This window comes from Litoribacter ruber (assembly GCF_018500185.1).
GTDB lineage: Bacteria > Bacteroidota > Bacteroidia > Cytophagales > Cyclobacteriaceae > Litoribacter > Litoribacter ruber.
Window position 1 is genome coordinate 58,245 of the sequence record NZ_JAHBGI010000001.1, and the last position, 18,742, is coordinate 76,986.

15 protein-coding genes are annotated in these 18,742 nt (G+C 45.6%); 9 read left to right on the top strand and 6 right to left on the bottom strand.

Annotation, left to right across the window (positions count from 1 at the left end):
* Window positions 1–76 precede the first annotated feature (76 nt).
* The 3 genes from KIH41_RS00270 to KIH41_RS00280 all read right to left on the bottom strand — a co-directional run bounded on the left by KIH41_RS00270 (window position 77) and on the right by KIH41_RS00280 (window position 2,984).
* Complete coding sequence (locus KIH41_RS00270; protein ID WP_214161116.1) at window positions 77–805, bottom strand: hypothetical protein; 729 nt, start codon at window positions 803–805, stop codon at window positions 77–79.
* Window positions 806–856: 51 nt separating this feature from the next.
* Complete coding sequence (locus tag KIH41_RS00275; RefSeq protein WP_214161117.1) at window positions 857–1,489, bottom strand: DUF6266 family protein; 633 nt, start codon at window positions 1,487–1,489, stop codon at window positions 857–859.
* A gap of 631 nt (window positions 1,490–2,120) precedes the next feature.
* Window positions 2,121–2,984, bottom strand: a complete 864-nt coding sequence (locus tag KIH41_RS00280; protein WP_214161118.1) for a glycoside hydrolase family 16 protein — start codon at window positions 2,982–2,984, stop codon at window positions 2,121–2,123.
* Window positions 2,985–3,094: 110 nt separating this feature from the next.
* Here KIH41_RS00280 and KIH41_RS00285 point away from each other — a divergent pair, with 110 nt between their 5' ends.
* The 9 genes from KIH41_RS00285 (at window position 3,095) to KIH41_RS00325 (ending at window position 13,924) form a co-directional block, all read left to right on the top strand.
* Window positions 3,095–4,906: a serine hydrolase gene (locus tag KIH41_RS00285; RefSeq protein ID WP_214161119.1), complete on the top strand. Its 1,812-nt coding sequence runs from the start codon at window positions 3,095–3,097 to the stop codon at window positions 4,904–4,906.
* 173 nt (window positions 4,907–5,079) lie between these two features.
* Window positions 5,080–5,994 carry a hypothetical protein gene (locus tag KIH41_RS00290; RefSeq protein ID WP_213946185.1) on the top strand — a complete coding sequence of 305 codons (915 nt, stop codon included), beginning with the start codon at window positions 5,080–5,082 and terminating at the stop codon, window positions 5,992–5,994.
* Window positions 5,995–6,148: 154 nt separating this feature from the next.
* Window positions 6,149–6,940, top strand: a complete 792-nt coding sequence (locus KIH41_RS00295; RefSeq protein ID WP_214161120.1) for an undecaprenyl-diphosphate phosphatase — start codon at window positions 6,149–6,151, stop codon at window positions 6,938–6,940.
* A gap of 18 nt (window positions 6,941–6,958) precedes the next feature.
* On the top strand, window positions 6,959–7,873 hold the full coding sequence (locus KIH41_RS00300) for a hypothetical protein (protein WP_213946187.1): 915 nt from the start codon (window positions 6,959–6,961) through the stop codon (window positions 7,871–7,873).
* 61 nt (window positions 7,874–7,934) lie between these two features.
* Complete coding sequence (locus KIH41_RS00305) at window positions 7,935–9,278, top strand: hypothetical protein (RefSeq protein WP_214161121.1); 1,344 nt, start codon at window positions 7,935–7,937, stop codon at window positions 9,276–9,278.
* 359 nt (window positions 9,279–9,637) lie between these two features.
* Window positions 9,638–10,336, top strand: coding sequence for a response regulator transcription factor (locus KIH41_RS00310; RefSeq protein WP_213946189.1), 699 nt, complete (start codon window positions 9,638–9,640; stop codon window positions 10,334–10,336).
* Window positions 10,333–11,691 (top strand): sensor histidine kinase, encoded by a 1,359-nt coding sequence (locus KIH41_RS00315; RefSeq protein WP_214161122.1) that lies wholly within the window; start codon window positions 10,333–10,335, stop codon window positions 11,689–11,691. The genes KIH41_RS00310 and KIH41_RS00315 overlap by 4 nt, the downstream gene beginning before the upstream one ends.
* Window positions 11,692–11,827: 136 nt before the next feature.
* Window positions 11,828–13,339, top strand: coding sequence for an Omp85 family outer membrane protein (gene omp85 / locus KIH41_RS00320; RefSeq protein ID WP_214161123.1), 1,512 nt, complete (start codon window positions 11,828–11,830; stop codon window positions 13,337–13,339).
* A gap of 111 nt (window positions 13,340–13,450) precedes the next feature.
* Window positions 13,451–13,924 (top strand): cupin domain-containing protein, encoded by a 474-nt coding sequence (locus KIH41_RS00325; protein ID WP_214161124.1) that lies wholly within the window; start codon window positions 13,451–13,453, stop codon window positions 13,922–13,924.
* A 103-nt stretch (window positions 13,925–14,027) separates the two neighbouring features.
* On the opposite strand, the gene KIH41_RS00330 is transcribed toward KIH41_RS00325, so the two are convergent.
* From KIH41_RS00330 to KIH41_RS00340, 3 genes are all read right to left on the bottom strand, one after another.
* On the bottom strand, window positions 14,028–16,439 hold the full coding sequence (locus KIH41_RS00330) for a TonB-dependent receptor (RefSeq protein WP_214161125.1): 2,412 nt from the start codon (window positions 16,437–16,439) through the stop codon (window positions 14,028–14,030).
* Between the two features lie 160 nt (window positions 16,440–16,599).
* A complete protein-coding gene (locus KIH41_RS00335; RefSeq protein WP_214161126.1) occupies window positions 16,600–17,952 on the bottom strand; it encodes a hypothetical protein in 1,353 nt (450 codons plus the stop codon).
* Between the two features lie 137 nt (window positions 17,953–18,089).
* A complete protein-coding gene (locus tag KIH41_RS00340; protein WP_214161127.1) occupies window positions 18,090–18,698 on the bottom strand; it encodes a hypothetical protein in 609 nt (202 codons plus the stop codon).
* Window positions 18,699–18,742 lie beyond the last annotated feature (44 nt).

An 18,742-nucleotide genomic window follows, 5' to 3' on the forward strand; every position in this document is an offset into this window, starting at 1 on the left:
GTTGAAGGTTGCATCGCTTTACGCTAACCCCCAGCTGCGCGATAGCGCCGGGAAGTAAACTTATAAACTGCCTCCTCTAAACCACTTCCCCGACATTAAAATCCTTCTTGGCCACTGGGTACGGTGTGTCGCCTAGCTTTTGGAAAAATTCCAGACCCACCGCAAACAGTTCTTTGCCGGGCAAATCACCCTCAATTTTCAAATCAAAGGAAAGGTCGATACCGTTGTTTTCGATGGGTAAGAGAGGAGTTTCATATAAGCTTTTGACAAACTCAAAAGGCTCAAAATTCATACGAAGGCCTTGGGCAAATAAACGGAAATGGGTAGTGCTGGAAGGGGCTTGAAACAATTCCGGATTACAGTTTTTCAAGGTAAATTTCAATTGTCCGCTCTCCTTTTCAATTCTGACATACTGGCCCAAACTCCCGTCAAGTGATCGCTTTTTATTTAGCCGCAACCCCTGAAGGATATCCAGATCGCCGATCTGGACGGTCCGTTCCCCTCTGTCACTAATGGGGTCACTTTGCACTACCTTTACCATGAGTGATTTTAGGCGGTTGTGAAAAGTGTTGTCCCCTGCTTTGGCAAGCGAAAAGGCCAGGGCATGGCGGATGTGCTTGGCGGCTGAGGTAGCCCTTCCAAATTCGGCGTTGTTTTCCCGCGTCCGCTCATAATGGGGGTCCGTCAGGATTCGTTTTTTGGTCACGCCTCCTTTTTGCCTGGCTCTATAGCCTTCCTTGGTTTTGTAAAAGGAAATGTTGCCGATAGAGCCAGTTAACTCTAGTATATTGCTTTGTTTTGCCATTTGGTTTCTGTGGTCAAGTGAGGGGGGCGACCGCAGCCGCCCCGGGTTAAATTAAATGAGATCCAGATAGGTAGACTCAGAGATAAGTGGGGTCCGGCCAGCCTTGTTGGTGAAAAAGGCATAGACGTGGAGGTTGCCCTCATGGTATTCAAAATCCTCCACTTTTATTTCCTGCCGCTTTGCCGATCTGGGATTGCCTTCCAAGATGTAGAATGCCCTTCTTTTTACTGTGTCGTAGAGTAGCACAGCCACTTTGTCCCTGGCGGAAGCGGTGCCAAACCCAGTGTTGTCTTCCCATTCCACCACTGCGGTCTCGTTGTTTTTCCAGTAAACCTTGCCGCCCCTCATGCCTGTCAATGTTCCATCGCTTATTGCTACCAAAGAAGGGTCAAGGGTAGTGGACTCCCCGATAAATCCTCTCATCCTTATATTGCTGAAAGCAGCGTTTAGTGCATGGCGCTTTCCTTTCTGGTGATTGGCAAAGCCAAGCTCCAATACCGGTTTGATGTATTTGGTAAAAGCGGTGGCTTCGGTAAACCGTCGTCTGGATGCCAATTGAAGTGGGGATGGGTTTGATTGGTCGGGGACTACATGGGCCCTGGCCATCGTTTGCCCATCTACCTGATAGTACACGATCTTTCCGATCCTGCCACTCATTCCGTTGTTTGAATTTAATCTTCCCATTGTTTTATGAATGTTAGTTGAAAATATAAGTGTCAACACCAATATCTACTGCAGCCAACAAACCCAAGGCTTTCAGTAGAGAACCCAGCATTAATCACCGCTGAGTAGGTACGCCAATAAAGAAACTGAAATCCATCATCTGAACGAGATGATACCCTAAGGATAAACTGCTTAAGGAACATAAAAAGTAGGACCCATTCTGCTGGATCTAAGAGCTATCGGGTGGTAACTAATACCTTTGATAGAGGTAATTAAATTAAAAAGCTGATAAAAGTAATTAATATAAGTTTTACATGCAAGCTTTTTGCGATATTTATTTTTAGTATGCTATTTTCACCACATAGTTCACCCCTGTCTCCCCTATGCCGGAACCCATCGAGGACCCGACGAGGACCCGAAGGGGAGGCGAAGAGGAGGCGGTTTGGGAGTATGGTATGGGTGGGGGAGTGGTTTTACTGGAGACTTAATTATATACGCAGTTTAGGAGTTTAGTCATCCCGCACCGCATATTGCGTAGCTATGTGGTGCGGGATTGGTTAGGAGTTTAGAGATGAAGGTTGCGTCTTTGCGCTAAACCCCTAAACCTCTGAATGCGCGCAGCGCCAATTCAGAAATAACCTCCTAAACAGCCTCATCTCACTTTCTGAAACACCCTTACGTAATCCACTTCGAATTTCCTCGGGAAGCGGGTGTTGCTCGGGTCTCCTCCGCCGGCGCCGATGGCGAGGTTAATCAGAATATAGTGGGGGGCTTGGAAGGGGTTGAATCCGTCGGGCTGGTAGGTGTCAGTCAGGGCTACTTCGTTGAATAATTCATCATCAATATAGATTTTGATGTGTTCCTCCGTCCATTCCAGTTTCCAGATGTGAAACTTTTTAGCCCAATCGGGATCCTGGGTCAGGAAATGATGAAGAGGGGTTTTACTGTCATGAAGGTTCTGCTCGCCGTTTTCATCCAGCCAGACCACATTGGTAACCATGGTGGGAACGTCTTCGATGCGGAAAAACTCGAGGATATCTATTTCCCCGTTTTCGGGCCAAGGTCTTTCTGTGCCTAGGGTCCAGATGGCCGGCCAAAGGCCTTCCTGGGGATCGAACCTGGCCCTGAACTCAAAGATTCCATATGTAAATTCTTTCTTTCCCTTGGTGGTGATGCTGGCAGATGTGTAATCCGCCATAGGCCTGTTTTTCCGCCAATTCTCGCTTTCCGGATCAAATGCGGGATTTTTGACCCGCTCCCGCTTAGCTCTAATTACCAGTTTGCCATTTCGGACTTTGGCGTTTTCCGACTGATAATATTGCATCTCCATGTTTCTGATAAATCCTTCCTCAAATGTCCAATATTCCGGATTGAGGATCCCCTTGTAATCAAATTCCTCATTCCATACCAATTCATACCCCTCAGGGGAAATTACAGAGGGGTTTTGAACCCCTATATATGAGGCTAATATTACTGTCCCTAGTGCTATTAATGTGTATTTGAATTGGGAAGGCATGGGATTGGGATTCAAGGGGTAAAATTAATAATTAACCAGAGGGGTTAAGAGAACCGGAGATTTAAAATTTTTACCTAAATTCAGCGTGGATAACATAAGTTTTTGGTTTTATGAAAAAATTAGGGATTGTTTTAGCGTTAGTGGCAGGGCTGGGTATTTCAGGCTTTGCCCAGCAACAGGATTCAAGGCTGGAAGGGATTGAGGCGGAGTTGGAAAAAGTGTTGGACACCTGGAATGCGCCGGGCTTTTCGGTAGTGGTGGTCGAAAAGGACCAGGTGGTATATAGCAAGGGATTTGGCTATAGGGATTACGAAAACGAATTGCCGGCCACTCCCCAGACGCTGTATGCGATCGGGTCCAGCACCAAGGCCTTCACGGCGGCCTTGCTTGGCAAACTCCGTGACGATGGCCAACTCAAGTTTGAGGACAGCCCCATTCAGTATATTCCTGACCTGAAGTTCAAAAACAATGAGCTGAATAATATGGTCACCATCCGGGATCTGATCACGCATAGGACGGGGCTTCCGCGTCATGACATCAGCTGGTACCTTTTTTCAACTGATTCCCGTGACAGCTTGGTTCAGCGAATTGCCCATCATGAGCCTTTCGCCAAGGTGCGGGAAACCTGGTATTACAACAATTTCATGTATTTGCTTCAGGGGGTGATTTCTGAAAAGCTATATGGTAAAAGCTGGGAGGATAATATTGCGGAGCAGTTTTTTGAGCCCCTGGGCATGTCCAGCTCTACGGCCAAAATAGATGGACTGAAAAATGGTAATGAAGCGGCTTTTGGGTACAAGCTTAAAAGCGATTCCATTATCACCAAAATGGATTATTATGATATTGCCGCTATGGGTCCGGCGGGAAGTATCAACAGTAACGTGGAAGATATGGCCAAATGGCTGCAGATGTGGATTGCTGGAGGTAAGTATAACGGGGAGCAGATTCTTTCTCCCGGCTATATACAAGAGGCCATCAGCCCACATATGGTGATGAGCTCCGCGCCTCCCACGGCCGAGAGCCCTGATCTGCATTTAAGTTCTTATGGCTATGGCTGGATGGTGAGTTCCTACAAGGGTCATTACCGAGTGGAGCATGGAGGAAACATTGATGGCTTTTCTGCCAACGTGGCTTTTTTTCCCACTGACAGTGTGGGGATAGCGGTATTGGTCAATCAAAACGGCTCCTCAGTACCGAATATCGTTAGAAACATCATTTCAGACAAAATGCTGGGAGTGGAAGCAACGGACTGGAACCAACTAATAAAGGAAAGAGCAGACAAAGCAAAGGCTGAACAGGACTCAGCCCAAGTTTCCATGAGTTCAAGCCAGAAGAAAGGCACACGGCCAACCCATAATCTGCGGGAGTTTGAGGGGGATTATACCAACCCAGGTTATGGTAAGTTTACGGTGGAGTTGAAAAATGATTCTCTTTTTGCCAATGCACCCACACAAGCCATGTGGCTGAAGCATGTACATTATAATGTCTTTATGCCTTACCCTGTGGAAAATGGCCTACCAGATACACTGGAAATGTCGCCTTTAAGGCTGAATTTCAGGATTGGTGACAGCGGAGATATTTCTGCCTTGACTGTAAAGTTGGAGCCCACTGTTGATGCATTGGAATTTAGAAGAAAGCCCAAAGAGGTGGAAGTGGATACAGAAAAGCTGAAGGAATATGAAGGAGAATACGAGCTCGGGGGGCAAAGGATCCGTTTCTATCTCAAGGAAAATGATGATTCCACCCTCTACCTCTTCGTCCCTGGGCAACCGGAGTATGATTTATTGGCCATAGATGAGGATACTTTTACCCTAAAAATAGTAGAAGGATTCACGATCCGATTTGAACGCAATGAGGATGAAAAGATTCAGGAAGCGGTCTTTGTGCAGCCGAATGGGACCTTTAGGGCGAAGAGGAAGTGACGAATTGTACTAGGTACTAGGTACTATGTACTAAGTATAGATTTCGTTTCATTCGCTTCGCTCATGGTTAAGGGACTGGTAACTTAGTACCTAGTACATAGTACTTAGTACCCCGACTTTTCATAACAAACGCCCCCTTTTTAAGTTAATAAGCTGAATTTTGTGCCTAAATTATGCTGAAAAGTAACTTTTACTATATAATCCTTGCCCTGTTTCTCACCGGATGTCTGGGTCAGAAGAAGGTGGTCTCCACCGAGCTGCCCATACAGGCCGAATGCTTTGCCACCTTGGTGGACAAGCATTTTACCCCTACAGATATTGAATTCAAAAGCCTACCAGAGGAATATGAGGACGAGATTGACCGGAGGCAGCATTTTTTGAGTCTGGCACTGGAAATGGAGGAGGACCTGCAGCGGCTGGTGCAGATGAAAATGGATGATGAGCCGGAGGAGGATATCAAAAGGCTACGCGACCAGCTCATCCGAGTGGTGGACTTGGCCGAAATGGAAGTGTCGGCGATTGCCAGCGGCTTGATATGCGAAGAGGAAAACAGTACTCAGCTGGCCAATTATTTGGATCGCAAGGTCGGTTCCCAGGAAAGAAAACTCACCGTGGCTGCCATTACCATAGGTGCCGGCATGGCCACCGCCCGTGGGGTGACCAACTTGGGCGATTGGCAGAGCCCGGCCGTGGAAGGGGTGATCCTTGCAGGAGCCTTGGTGGAGGTTTACTTGGCGGTGAAAATTTTATTGCTTACCCGCAAAATGGAAGTGGAACATCCGGTGAATATCATAGAGATGGTGATCGAAAAGGACAATTCTGACGGGATTTTTTCGCCTGCGGTGTGGTTTTACCTCAATGAAACCAGCGAGGTGATGGAGAAGTCCCTCCGGACCCAGATGATGGAGAGGTGGGAGGCCTACACTAAGTATGCGGACAAGGAATTTGATCTTTTTATGGGTGAAAAGGGGACTTACAATGCCGAACAGCTCCATACCCGTTCAGACCTTTTGGAAAACATCACCGCGCAGGTCAACATCATGAAGCAGGACATTATGCATATGATGAGGTTTTTGCATGGGTTCTGAGATAAATTAAACCTCCCCAGGTTTTCGTGAGGTAAATTTAAACCTGGCAGGTTTTTGCGTGATTTGGCAGGTTTTTTGAAAAGGGGAATGGCTTTGAAGGCAGAGTTTTTTATCTTGCCGCCCTATTTTTACAAATTCAATTTATACATCATCAATGGGAATAATAGAAGCTTTGATCCTGGGTCTGATCCAGGGGTTTACCGAATTTTTACCTATCAGCAGCAGTGGTCATATTGAGATTGGAACTTACATTCTGAATGTGGAGCCGGAGGATAACCTGATTTTTCAACTTATCGTCCATGCGGCCACTACCTTGAGTACCATCATTGTATTTCGAAAGGATATTGCAGACCTGTTCAAAGGGGTGTTTACAACCGAATGGTCTGAGAGCAAAACCTACGTGTCCAAATTGGTGCTTTCTGCCATACCATTGGCAATTATAGGGTTTACCTTGGAAGATTACATTGAGGAAGTTTTTGCGGGAAGGGTGTTTTTTATCGGCTTCATGTTTCTGCTTACTGCGCTTCTTTTGGCTATGACGCACTTTAGCAAAGGCAAGGGCACTGATGTTACCTATGGCAAGGCCATGCTGATAGGTTGCGCCCAGGCGATTGCTTTGCTTCCGGGGATCTCGAGATCGGGTACTACCATTGCGACAGCTTTGCTGGTAGGTGTGGATAAATATAAGGCGACCAGGTTTTCGTTTTTAATGATCCTGATGCCGCTTGTAGGGGCCTCCCTTTTGAAGTTTTTGAAATACCTTCAAGACCCAACCATCACCGGTAACATCTCCGGAGCGGCAATCATCACCGGCTTTGTGGCAGCCTTCATATCGGGCTGGATTTCCTGTGTGTGGATGATCAACATTGTAAAGAGAGGGAAGCTTATCTATTTCTCTGCCTACTTAGTGGTAGTTGGTATCATTGCTATTATAACATTTCTATAGGAATTGAATTTAGTCTATATGTTTAGACTCATTTCAGGTGTATTAATTCTTCAGCTTTTGCTTTCCGGATGTGTATCAGGGCCAAGGCTGATTGAATCGGATGTTCCTTTTCAGGAAGAGTGCCTTGAAATATTAATTGACGACAATAAAACCGATTACGAATTAAATGACAAAGACGCTGAAATGCCGGACTGGGCAGAGGGCTTGGATGAAGGCATTTTTAGGATGGCTTTGGTCATTAATGGGAAGGAGGATCTGCAAACGCTGCTTTCCTTCGAAGGAAAGGAAAAGGATCAGGAATTTGACCGCACAGTCCAGCGGCTTCTCAACAAGGTGAATGTGACCAGCCTGGAAGTTTCAGCCATTGCGGGAGGTCTGGATTGTGAGGAGGAAAAGGCAGAGCAGTTGGGTCAGTTTTTGGAGAAAAAGGAGAGAAGACGTGAGCGGAATCTTACCGTAGCATCTATTATCACTGGGGCATCTTCCTCCATCATTATGGGCACTATACTCCTGGCATCCGGTAGCGATACTTGGCTTGAGGTGGCAGGAATTACCGGGGGCTTGGTGGAAGTCTATTTGGGGTTAAAAATTCTTAGCTTGGAAAAGAGGGTGAAAATCGAGCATCCCGTAAATGTGCTAAAAATGATTGAAGAAGAAGATAATAGCCAAGGGGTGTTTCCCGCTTCTGTTTGGCATTATTTTCAAACTACCCCCACCCAGGATGGCGAGGCCTTCCGGGATAAGCTTCTCTACCGTTGGCAGGAATACAATGATTTGCCTGAAGATGAATTTGAAGTGCTATTTGGTCTAGGCGGTGAATATAATGCGGAAATGCTCCAATCCCGAGCAGACCTCTTGGATCAATTAGGGGCGCAGATTACGTTAATGAAACAGGATTTGCTGAAGTTTAACAGGTTTGTGCTAAACCGGTAAAGATTTTTGCAACAGGGAAAAAGCCCTGTTTTTTGGAATTTCAACAGATAAAGCAATCACCATGAATAGAAAGCTCTACTGGATATTTTTTACTGTAATGTTGGTTTCTACAGTTTCAGAAGCCCAAACCCATCCTGCCCATGAGGATACCCTGCGACGGAAGGATTGGCGGGTGATAGATTCCCTGACTTACCAGACCCAGACGGGCCTGCCCATAGCCGCCTCGAAGATTTATTTCACTGACAGAAAATTTGCCTTCTCAGGTTTTGGGGAGGCCGCTTTCATCAACTATGATGGCCCCAAAGACCGGGGAAGCGAGGATATAGAACTTTACATGACCAGTCTGTACAGGTTTGTGAGTTATCTTGCCTATAAGCCTAAACCTTGGCTGGTCCTCTATGGGGAGCTGTTTTTTGAGTATTTCCGGGATCAAGATATAGAATCGGATACAGAACTTTTTGTCGAAGTATTCGCAGATTTTTTGCTTGACCCCAGATTCAACGTGAGGGTGGGTACGCACCAGGTGCAGATCGGCTATGTGAACAACCATGACGAGCCCATCCAGTTTTTCTCCGTAAACCGGCCCGACGTGGAAAGGATCATCATCCCGAGCCAGTGGATCGATTTGGGGATTATGACTTATGGTGCTATTGGAGAAGACTGGTCTTGGTCACTCTCGGCTTATCAGGGTCTGAATGCCAGAAGCTACAACGGCGGGACCTGGATCCGCCGAGGCCGGGATGACGAGCTGAGGTTCAATTTCAATTCCATGCTGCTCAATAGCCAGATTTCTTACAGCGGTTTTCAAAATACGCTGATTAACGTATCGGGACTCTATACCGATGCGGGTAACAATGAAGAATTGACCCCTATGGTCGGCATGCCCGAGAGGATCAATGCCCCAACTTATTTGCTCTCTTCCTTTGTGAGAAATGAGTGGGAAAATTTTACTTTCATGTTGTTGGGTACCTATGGCCGGATGAACAACACTGATGGGATTTATCGGCTTACAGCAGCTGAGCAAATGGATCCTTTTGGAGGTCAGGTTTTGGGTAAGGAGGTTTTCGGTTATTATCTTGAGGTGGGGTATGACTTGATGCCTTTTTTCAGAAACAGGGATATGCTCAAAGGTAAGTCAACTTTCTACTACAAGCCACAGGAGGTGATGCTGCCCTTGTTTTTTAGATATGAACATTTAAACACCCACGCAAGCGTGCATCCCGATCTTATTGATTTTGAGCGCTTCCATTCTGATTTGAGGGTATTGACCGTTGGGGCCAATTTTAATCCAAGAAGAAATGTGGTCCTGAAGACCAATTACCAATTCCGCTGGAACAGGCAGCCCCTTTCTACCGGGGAAGATGAAGGAAACAGGTTTGAGTTTGGATTTGGATTTATTTTTTGAAAAAATGCAGTAAAAACCAACCACGGAGACACTGAGGGCTCAGAGAAAATAGTGTAGGGATTTAATAAACCACAGAGGCAAAGGTCACAGAAAAAAAATATAAACCGCAAAGAAGGGGAAGTGGCGCAAAGGGATTCTGGCTTTTAAATCAAATTTTACTAAAAATTAAAAGTGATATCCGCCTATTTCTTTGCGCGCCTTTGCGTCCTCGGCGGTTAATTTAATCGAGTCTATTTCTCTCCTTCTCGAACCGTTTTGCGACATGTGTACAGTTCTGCGGTTACTTTTCTGAGTTATATCCCCGCATTCTAAAGGTTTTCTAATAGTATGTATGGAATGATTCGTTTAATTTTAACCTTATGGGCAAAATCAAACTATTACTGGTCGAAGATGACAAGCGGTTGGCCTCGGTGTTAAAGAAAGGACTGGAAGAAAAGGGCATGGAGGTGGAGGTGGCATACGATGGCACCATGGGCATGCGGCTGTTTGAAAACAAAGCCTTTGACATCCTGATCGTAGACCTGATTTTGCCCGGGATGAACGGATTGGAGCTTTGCAAATCCATCCGCAGGACCAAAGCTTCAACCCCTATCATCATGCTTACGGCTTTGGGAACCACGGATGATAAACTTGAAGGTTTTGATGCCGGAGCTGACGATTATTTGGTGAAGCCTTTTGATATCCGAGAACTTTTTGCGCGTATAAAATCCTTACTCAAGCGTGCCGACTACAGCGGTGATCTGAATGGGGATAATGTGATTCTTGAATTTGAGGATATCAGAATTGACACCCAAGTCAAAAAAGTTTACCGTGCAGAGCAAGAGGTGAAGCTTACCCCAAAAGAGTATAAACTTTTGGAATATCTAGTCCGGAATGCCGAAAAGGTATTGAGCAGGGAGGAGATTGCAAGGGAGGTTTGGGGTATGGACTTTGACACGGGCACAAATTTTATTGACGTTTACATCAATTACCTCCGGAAGAAAATCGACAAGACATTCGAGCCCAAGCTTATCCATACCCGCCCTGGCATGGGCTTTATCTTGACTAAGGAGTTATGAAGATAAAAAGTCGGCTGTCTTTTCTCTTTACTTTGTTTTCGGCAGTTTTGCTGGGTGGGTTCACCTATGCGATCTACCTCACCTACCTGCACAACCGTGAGGAGGAATTTTACAAAAAGATTCAATTGCAGGCCGTTACAAAGGCTGATTTGCTGTTGGAGGCCAAAGTGGAGGCGGCGACTTTACAGACCATTTATCAGAGCAGCTACAATGTCCTTTTTCAAGAGGAGGTAGCCATTTACAATACTGATTTTGAATTGCTTTACCATGATGCGGTTGAAATTGATATTGTCAAGGAAACACCTAAAATGCTTGAGAGAATCAAGAGGGAGGGTGAAATCTTCTTCAAGCAAGATGACTGGCAGGTGGCCGGGATACGGTATGAGTATGAAGGCCAGACCTATTTGATCACAGCCGCTGCTTATGACGCGTATGGTTTTCAAAAGCTGGAAAACCTCAAATACAGTCTTTTCGTGATTCTGGCCATCATGCTTTTGGTGATCTATTTTACCAGTCATTTTTTTGCCAGGAAAGCCCTTAAGCCTCTTATTGATCTCAATCAGGATATTGGAAAAATTACTGCCTCCAATTTGGATCTTCGCCTATCCAGAAAGGAAAGCGATGAGATTACAGAGATTTCGGAAAGCTTCAACCACATGCTGGATAGGCTGGAAAAATCCTTTAATGCCCAGAAGAATTTTGTTTCCAATATTGCCCATGAATTAAGGACGCCCCTTGCGGCCCTGATGGCCGAATTGGAGATTGCCACGTTGAAGAGGAAGGGCAAAGAAGAATTGCTGCAGGCAGTCAAAAACAGTCTGGACGATGCCAGGCGCATGCGTGATCTCACCCAGGATTTGCTGGATTTGGCCAAGGCAAGCTATGAGACGTCCGAAATCACCATGTCGGCCTTGAGAGTGGATGAATTGCTGATGGAAAGCCACATTGAATTGAAGCGATCCTTCCAGGATTATCATATTCAATTGATATTTGATGAGACTGAGGACTTGGAAATGGAGGTTTATGGCAATTCCTATTTGCTTTTGGTGACTTTCAAAAATTTAATGGAGAATGCATGTAAGTTTTCCACTGACCAAAGCTGCAAGGTCCAAGTGGGCAATGACGGGAAAAACGTGGTCATTTCCTTTCATGATAAGGGGCCCGGCATCCCCCAAGAGGATGTGGTCCGTATTTTTGAGCCTTTTTTCCGAGGTGACAATGCTGAAATGGCCGAGGGGACTGGTGTGGGCCTCTCCCTCTGCAAGCGGATAGTAGAAATCCATAATGGCAATATAAATGTGGATTCCACGCCAGACATTGGGTCTACCTTTATTGTGAGGCTGCCCAATTTATAATTCTAATGGTATTCTAATATTTTTCTAAATACCCTCTAAAAGCACCCAGAGCCATAACAAAGTAATTTTGCAGGACAATCTTTTAGAAGATGTCAAACCAACTATTAATCAGGTTTACCTGCAAAATTTTACGCTTATGAAAAAGTTGCTTTTACTGCTATTGCTGCTATCTACTAGCAATTTGATTTTTGCCCAAGATGAGGTCGCTCCAGCCAGAGAGCGCCACTTGCGCCACCTGAATGCCGACCGACTCACCATCCGTGATACGATACAAATGCCATTTACGGTGGCAGAGGAAAAGTATCTTTCGCCAGAGGATGTGCTCAATAAAAAAGAAGGCTTCTTTGTAACCGGCCTTCCAAGATTTGAATTTGACCCCATTCGGGGCTTTGGGGTCGGGGGAAATGTTTTCCTATACCAAAATAGGGACAAATTTGACCCCTTCTTTTATATCACGCCATACCGCTACAGAGTCAATACAGAATTCTTTGTCTTTGAAAACGGCCGGGTGAGGGGTGCGGTACAGTTGGATGTGCCTTACATTTTCGGTACCCAGTGGAGGTTGCGGGCCGATGCGGTCGTGTGGGAGGATCCCAATGCCCAATATTGGGGTGTGGGGCGAAACTCCCTGGATAACCTGACTTTTTCTGATAAATCAGGGGGACAGTATGGGGCCACCCGGCAATTTAACCGGGTGAACGAGTATGAGAGCAATCTGGCCTTGGCTGTACCCGGTGCAGACGGCAGATTGACTACTGATACCCACTACAACCAATTTATCCAAAGGGAGCAGCTCTATAATTTGCTTTTTGAAAGAGTAGGGCTGGGGGGCCGATTCAGGTTTATGTTTGGCTATGAGGCGCTATTCACCTCATTTACCGATTATACGGGAAGAGAAGCTGAGGAAGCCTTTTTACCCGGTGGCGAGGAGGTTACGGCTATCAATAATCAGACATTGCTGAACAGACAGCAAATGGACGGAACTTGGGACAGGTTTAACATGGCCGGATTTCAGGAGGCTTATGCCTTCACCAGTATGCTTGCAGGTGCTTTGATTTACGATACGCGGGACCTTGAGCCGGATCCATCTGATGGGGTATTCTTGGAATACAGCCACGAAATGTCCGCACCTTGGTTGGGCTCCGATTTCAGCTTCAACAAGTTTATGGTTCAAGGCCAATATATCAAAACCCTTGGCCGGTGGAGAGATGGTCGAAGCAGGATTACCTTTGCAGGATTGGGGGCTTTGGGACACATCTTTGGGTCCAACATCAACTTTATTGAAATGTGGGATCTTTCCAGTCAGGCTGAGGCAGGAGGCATCTTGGTGCTAGGTGGGGAAAGGTCGCTTAGAGGTTACCGTGAGGCGAGATTTTTGGCACCAACAGTCGGTCTGGTCAATTTGGAAATGCGGGCCCGGTTATATGATTTCAATGCCTTAAATCAGCATTTTGCCTTAGGATTGACGCCCTTTTATGACATGGGCTCTGTGTGGGATAGCTTATCTGATATCAACTTCAGAAGGTGGAGAGGCGCCCCGGGAATTGGTGGCCGTATCGCATGGAACCAATCCACGGTACTTAGACTGGATTATGCCAATAGCCGTGATGGAGGGCAGTTCTTCTTTGGATTTGGACATATTTTCTAAAATTCTCATATAAGTTTGTAAAAAGCCACGCAGTTTGGTGTGAGAGGACAGTAAGGGAACTAATCCCATACTTCCTGCTCGATTTAAATGGGTTTTGTTATTTTTAGGGTTATGAATGAAAGAATAATAGAATTGATCAAGAGCCTAAACCTCCAGCCCCATCCTGAAGGGGGATTTTATGCGGAAACTTACCGGAGTGGGGAGGAGATGGAAAGCGCCAATGGCAAAAGAAATCTGGCCACCTCTATATTTTTCCTCCTTACAGCCGAAAATGTGTCCAAGTTTCATAAAATCAAAAGCGATGAGATGTGGTTTTTTCACGAAGGAAACCCACTGACGGTACACCTGCTGCATGATGGGGAATATTCCCAGTTGCACCTTGGACCTGTGGATGATGAAGGTTTTAAACCTTATCAGATGGTGCCCGCTGGCACTATTTTCGGTTCAACCGTGGAGGAGGGGTATGCCTTGGTTTCCTGTGTGGTGGCCCCTGGGTTTGATTTTGAGGATTTCAAGCTCTATACTTATGACGAATTGATCCAATCCTACCCAGAATACGGGGAGGTGATTAAAAAGCTGACCTAAGGCTGTCTCATTTAAACGGAAAGAGACGTCTTGCTTTAAATAGTTAATTTATGCGTCAACTTTTCCTAATTGCCTTTTTCTTACTTAGGTTATTGTTTGCCCTTTAGAACTCCACAATTATCCCTATCGTAGGCAATATGGTGCCAGCTGGGTTGGCTACCGACCTCAGTACATACTGATCTGGGTTTTCAGGGTTGATCACCAAGGCCCCAGTTGCATCCCTTTCAGGAACAAGGATATCAGGTTGTTCAGCGCGGAAGTTGTAAGCGTTTTGAATGTCCACGTACCAGTTGAGGTTCCATTTGTCAAAGAAATATTTCTTGTCGATTCTTAGATCAAGTTGGTGAAAACTGTTCAATCTGAAAGCATTGATCTGGTTGAAATTCAACAAGCCTACTCCTCTTACGTCCCAGTTTGATCGCAATGCAGACGCCTCAAGGTCAAAAGGCGTGAATGGGGTGCCTCCTAAGAATCTCCAGCGGGCTCCTATTTCCCAATCATTTTTCAGGCGCTTTCCCCCTGTCAGGGACACAATGTAGCGGTTGTCCCAAGCAGATGGCAGGAAGCCTTCTGTGTTGGGGTTTGTAAACTCGCTTCTCACCAAGGTGAGGGCTGCAATTCCATAAAAACCGTTGAATAGCCTTTGCTGGGCCAAAAGCTCCAAGCCGTAAGCTCTTCCTTCCGCATCAGAATTGACCGGCTCATTTCCGATCACCCCAAAGTCTGCTCCCAGGTTGGCTAAAGCGATGCCGTTTCTGATTGAGGTGGGGTAGTTTTGGTAAAATTTATAAAAGGCCTCTGCGGTAAATCTCCTGTTTTTGTCGGGGACTTGCCACTCCAATCCTGTGATGGCATGGGTGGCTCTGATGAACCTAACGTCATTCTGCTGATTTACCAGCTCGCCTTCGTTGTTTCGAAAGCCCAAAATCGTGTAAGGTGGTTTTTGGTAGTATATCCCCGCATTGGCCGTCCAGAAGAAATTTGGCTTTAGCTGATAAGAGATGGAAGCTCTCGGGCTGATCTGGTTTAACGGATTTTGGGCCGTTGCACCAAAATCACTTCCGTCCATTCTCACCCCCCCGCTAATCAGAAGACGATCGTAGAGGTAATTTTTCGAGCCTTGGATAAATGCTCCATAGCTGTTGAAAAACGAAGTGGCATTGATATTTATAACCTGCTGCTGCTGGGAAAGGCTTGCTCGGTCAAAGTTTCGGATGAAATAGCGGCTGAATTCATAATTAAGTCCATATTTCAAAGTGCTGCCTTTGCCAAAAATGCTGTTTTCCACCCTAAACTTATTTTCGCTTTCCTGGGAAAGATAATCCGTCAATAGGTTTTCAGGGCGGCTTTCGTCGTTATTCGCATACTTGAAAGCCCGGTTGTTAAGCATATTTCGGCTCAGGATAAAAGTCCAATAGCCATTATCCCTATACCTGCGCAGCTTTGCCCCGGTGGCGTAATTCCACTGACTCTGAATGGGGAGGTTGTCTAATAGGTACAACCTGTTTTCCCTTTCTTCATCTGTTTCATCCGAGGGCACATCAAAATTCAGCCTGAAATTGTCAATGGCACCCAAACCTATCAAAGTAAGCTCGGTTTTGTCGTCAAACTTGGTTTTGGTTTTGACCAAAAAATCATTGAAGGTGGGCAAAAACGGCAAGCCTAGCAAGCGGAAAAGTCCCTGCAAATAAGACCTTCTGATGGAAACGTTGTAAGTGGTTTTTTCTGTCAAGGGTCCCTCGTTGGACAGTGTCAACTCACTTGCTCCTACGGTAAGTTGGGTAAACATCTTGTCCCTTCGGCCTTCTTTCAGCTCAAATTCAAAAAAGGAACTCAACGCGTTCATCCGGTCAGCCGGGAAGCCGCCGCTGATCACATCCACATTCTTAATCAGGTTTACATTTAGTATGCCCACAGGCCCACCGCTTGATCCCTGTGTGGCAAAATGGTTGATGACCGGGAATTCAATTTCGTCTACAAAAAACTTGTTTTCATTGGGTGCCCCGCCCCTAATAATGATGTCATTTCTGAAGCTAGCCGTACTGGCCACACCTGGCAAGGCCTGGATCACCCGGCTAATATCCCTGTTCCCGCCCGGATAGCGTTCTATTTCATTGGTGTTGAGTCGCCGAGCTGAAATCGGAGTGTCGTCTGATCGTGTGAATTCCGAGCTTACAACCACTTCATCTAAATCCGAGGCATCTTCGGTCAGCTCAAAATCCAGTTGAAGTGCCCTAGCCCGCGTAACCTGGACCTCAAAGATGGTTTTGGAGCGGAAGCCCACAAAAGAAGCCCTTACATTATAAAGCCCCGGTTCAATATTTTGGATCAAGTACCGCCCCTCCTCATCCGTGACGGTGCCCTGATCGGTGCCCAATACGATAACATTGGCAAATGGTACCGGTTGGTTGTTGGCAGGATTATAAACTCTACCCTTTATTTCGCCACCTTGGGCAAAAATAAAAAGTGGCATCATCCAGAGGATGGAGAAAAGCAGAAGTGTATTTCTAAACATGCTATAAAACAGAATGAGCTGACGATTTCATCAGCTCATTGATAATGTCTTTTGAAGGAAAAATGTTTAATAATATTTAAAAATCAATAAACAAATCTCGTATTCCCTTGAATGTGAGAGAAATTGATTAAAGAAAATCTGAGACTGGAATTGGAGAAATCTAGAAAATAAATCCAAACCCAAACTCTATCCTGTTTCCTTCCTGCAATGCTTCAGGATTGTCGGTGATGTTGTTTCTAAACTGGTAATTACCTTTTAAAACAATGTTTTCCTTTGGGTTGAAATTTGCCCCTACTGTCCATATTCTCAAATTACTGGGAGTAAACCCGATTTGTTCTCCCGGGTTAGGAGTTAAATTAGTTGGGAAAATCGGGTTAATCCCCCTGGCCAAATCCTGGTTAAAGCGTCTGTGGGTATTCAGTCTTTCAAACCTGACAAATATGGGAAGCTTGAATTCCCCGGTGTTGTGCAAAAATCCTTCACTTGGTAATTTTCTTTTACCAAAATGGGGGAGGATGTTGTATCCTAGTTCAAAAAGGTATCCATACGTGCTGGTCCCCATTACTTGTGGGATGCCCTCGCTTTGACGTGTAAGCTCAAATATCTCCTCAGTCTGGCCAAGACTGCCAGTAGAACCCACCGATACAAATCTCCAATTGCCCCAGTCGTATTTAACAAATCCAGTCAATATTCTAACCGGAGCATCGATATTTCTTTCGACTCCATTTGCCATTACAGTATGGTCTTTACCCGAATTGCCAATAAAACCGGAGGCGCTCATTTCCAAATCAGGGATGCCTGTGTAGGTGATTTGGGGAGTAAAAGATAAGCGTCGGGGAATGTTGAAGGTGATTTCCCTGCCCTGACGGATCCAGGTGCCACTCAGATACTGGGAGGCATTTAAGCCTTGGGATACCCCCAGCGCATAACTCCAGTCTGCACCCAAGGAACCATAAAACATGGCACCCAATTCGATCCAGGTGGTTGGGTTTATCAGTCGTTCCACCTCCGAACGGTTGACCGAGTAAAACATCACAGGCTCATCATTATTGTTGACATAGCCAATGGGCAGGGGCAAAAAACCAAATCTCACATTGAGATAATCCTGCCACAGGTAATCTACAAATGCCTCAAAAACAAATTCCGTGTGGGATTCGTTGGTGCCATCATGGAGGTATTCAATTTGAATTTCTGAATTCCAGATTAAATTGTCTCGCAGCCTATATCCAAAAAAAGTGGCGAACCTATACAAGTTGGTGTAATATAACTCAAGGTCTCCAGCTTGGGTGTCCTTTGGACCCTGGTAATTGACGAAAGAAGCCTCGCCAAAACCGGAAATACTATATCTTTTGTCTGAGAAGTATATTTTGGAGGCGGCCAGAGCCAGGCCAGGCGCCTGTTTGTATTTCAGTCTTTCTACTGCCCCTCTGTCTTCAGGTACGGTATCCCTTTCTTGGGCTATAAGGGGTGAGTGGAGGGTGATTAATAAAAGAGTAAAAATTAAATATTTCATCAAAGCTAGTTAAATGTAGAAATCATCTCGCGATTAGCTGCTTGGGCCAAGCGCTGAAATTCGGATCGCAAATTTACCTGTTTTTTGATAAAAAGAAGACAGTCCGCAGCTCCTGAATGGTTGCGGACTGCATGATCTTAGTTTCTAGGTCTTTGCTGTTGATTTTGCTGGTTAGCTGGAGCGTCCCGGTTTTCTGTTAGGTTATCCAATTCGCTTTTCAATTCATCAAGCTCATCCTTCATGTGCTTCTGATCCTCCTCGATGCGATCGTGGTCACTTTCCAATAGATCTCTCTGGTTGTTCCACTCATCATCACTCATGGTGGTCAGATCTTCACGGTTGAAAAAGGAATTATGCTTATCAATAATCGCCTTATGCTCCGTTTTCATGGCATCATGCTTCTGATACATCTCGTTTCTTCTGGACATCAGCTGCTCCATGGTGTTAGGGTCGGAGACCACCTGGTCTTGCTGATTCTGTTGAGTTGTGCCTTGACGAGCGGCAGTTCCTTGCTGACCTTGTGTAGCTGCGCCTTGGGCTTGGGTTTCACGGCCGGTGTACCACTGATCTATTTCAGCTCTTTTTTCAGTAATTTCCCTGTCCCGCTCCTGGTAATCCTCGATCCATTCTGCATGGCTTTCTCTTTTATCGTTGATTTCATCAGTCCTGTTGTCTCCCTCACAGGAGGCCAAAGCAAATACGGATGCAGCTAAACTAGCGGCAAACAATTGTGATTTTGTAAACATACGTTTATATAGTTTAAGTGAAAAATTGAAATCTTGAAGTGAAA

Coding starts and splice junctions, on each gene's coding strand:
- KIH41_RS00300 (WP_213946187.1), top strand. CDS start 6,959: ATGTTTAGACTCATTTCAGGTGTATTAATTCTTCAGCTTTTGCTTTCC.
- KIH41_RS00280 (WP_214161118.1), bottom strand. CDS start 2,984: ATGCCTTCCCAATTCAAATACACATTAATAGCACTAGGGACAGTAATA.
- KIH41_RS00290 (WP_213946185.1), top strand. CDS start 5,080: ATGCTGAAAAGTAACTTTTACTATATAATCCTTGCCCTGTTTCTCACC.
- KIH41_RS00275 (WP_214161117.1), bottom strand. CDS start 1,489: ATGGGAAGATTAAATTCAAACAACGGAATGAGTGGCAGGATCGGAAAG.
- KIH41_RS00340 (WP_214161127.1), bottom strand. CDS start 18,698: ATGTTTACAAAATCACAATTGTTTGCCGCTAGTTTAGCTGCATCCGTA.
- KIH41_RS00325 (WP_214161124.1), top strand. CDS start 13,451: ATGAATGAAAGAATAATAGAATTGATCAAGAGCCTAAACCTCCAGCCC.
- KIH41_RS00330 (WP_214161125.1), bottom strand. CDS start 16,439: ATGTTTAGAAATACACTTCTGCTTTTCTCCATCCTCTGGATGATGCCA.
- omp85 (WP_214161123.1), top strand. CDS start 11,828: ATGAAAAAGTTGCTTTTACTGCTATTGCTGCTATCTACTAGCAATTTG.
- KIH41_RS00315 (WP_214161122.1), top strand. CDS start 10,333: ATGAAGATAAAAAGTCGGCTGTCTTTTCTCTTTACTTTGTTTTCGGCA.
- KIH41_RS00310 (WP_213946189.1), top strand. CDS start 9,638: ATGGGCAAAATCAAACTATTACTGGTCGAAGATGACAAGCGGTTGGCC.
- KIH41_RS00335 (WP_214161126.1), bottom strand. CDS start 17,952: ATGAAATATTTAATTTTTACTCTTTTATTAATCACCCTCCACTCACCC.
- KIH41_RS00270 (WP_214161116.1), bottom strand. CDS start 805: ATGGCAAAACAAAGCAATATACTAGAGTTAACTGGCTCTATCGGCAAC.
- KIH41_RS00305 (WP_214161121.1), top strand. CDS start 7,935: ATGAATAGAAAGCTCTACTGGATATTTTTTACTGTAATGTTGGTTTCT.
- KIH41_RS00295 (WP_214161120.1), top strand. CDS start 6,149: ATGGGAATAATAGAAGCTTTGATCCTGGGTCTGATCCAGGGGTTTACC.
- KIH41_RS00285 (WP_214161119.1), top strand. CDS start 3,095: ATGAAAAAATTAGGGATTGTTTTAGCGTTAGTGGCAGGGCTGGGTATT.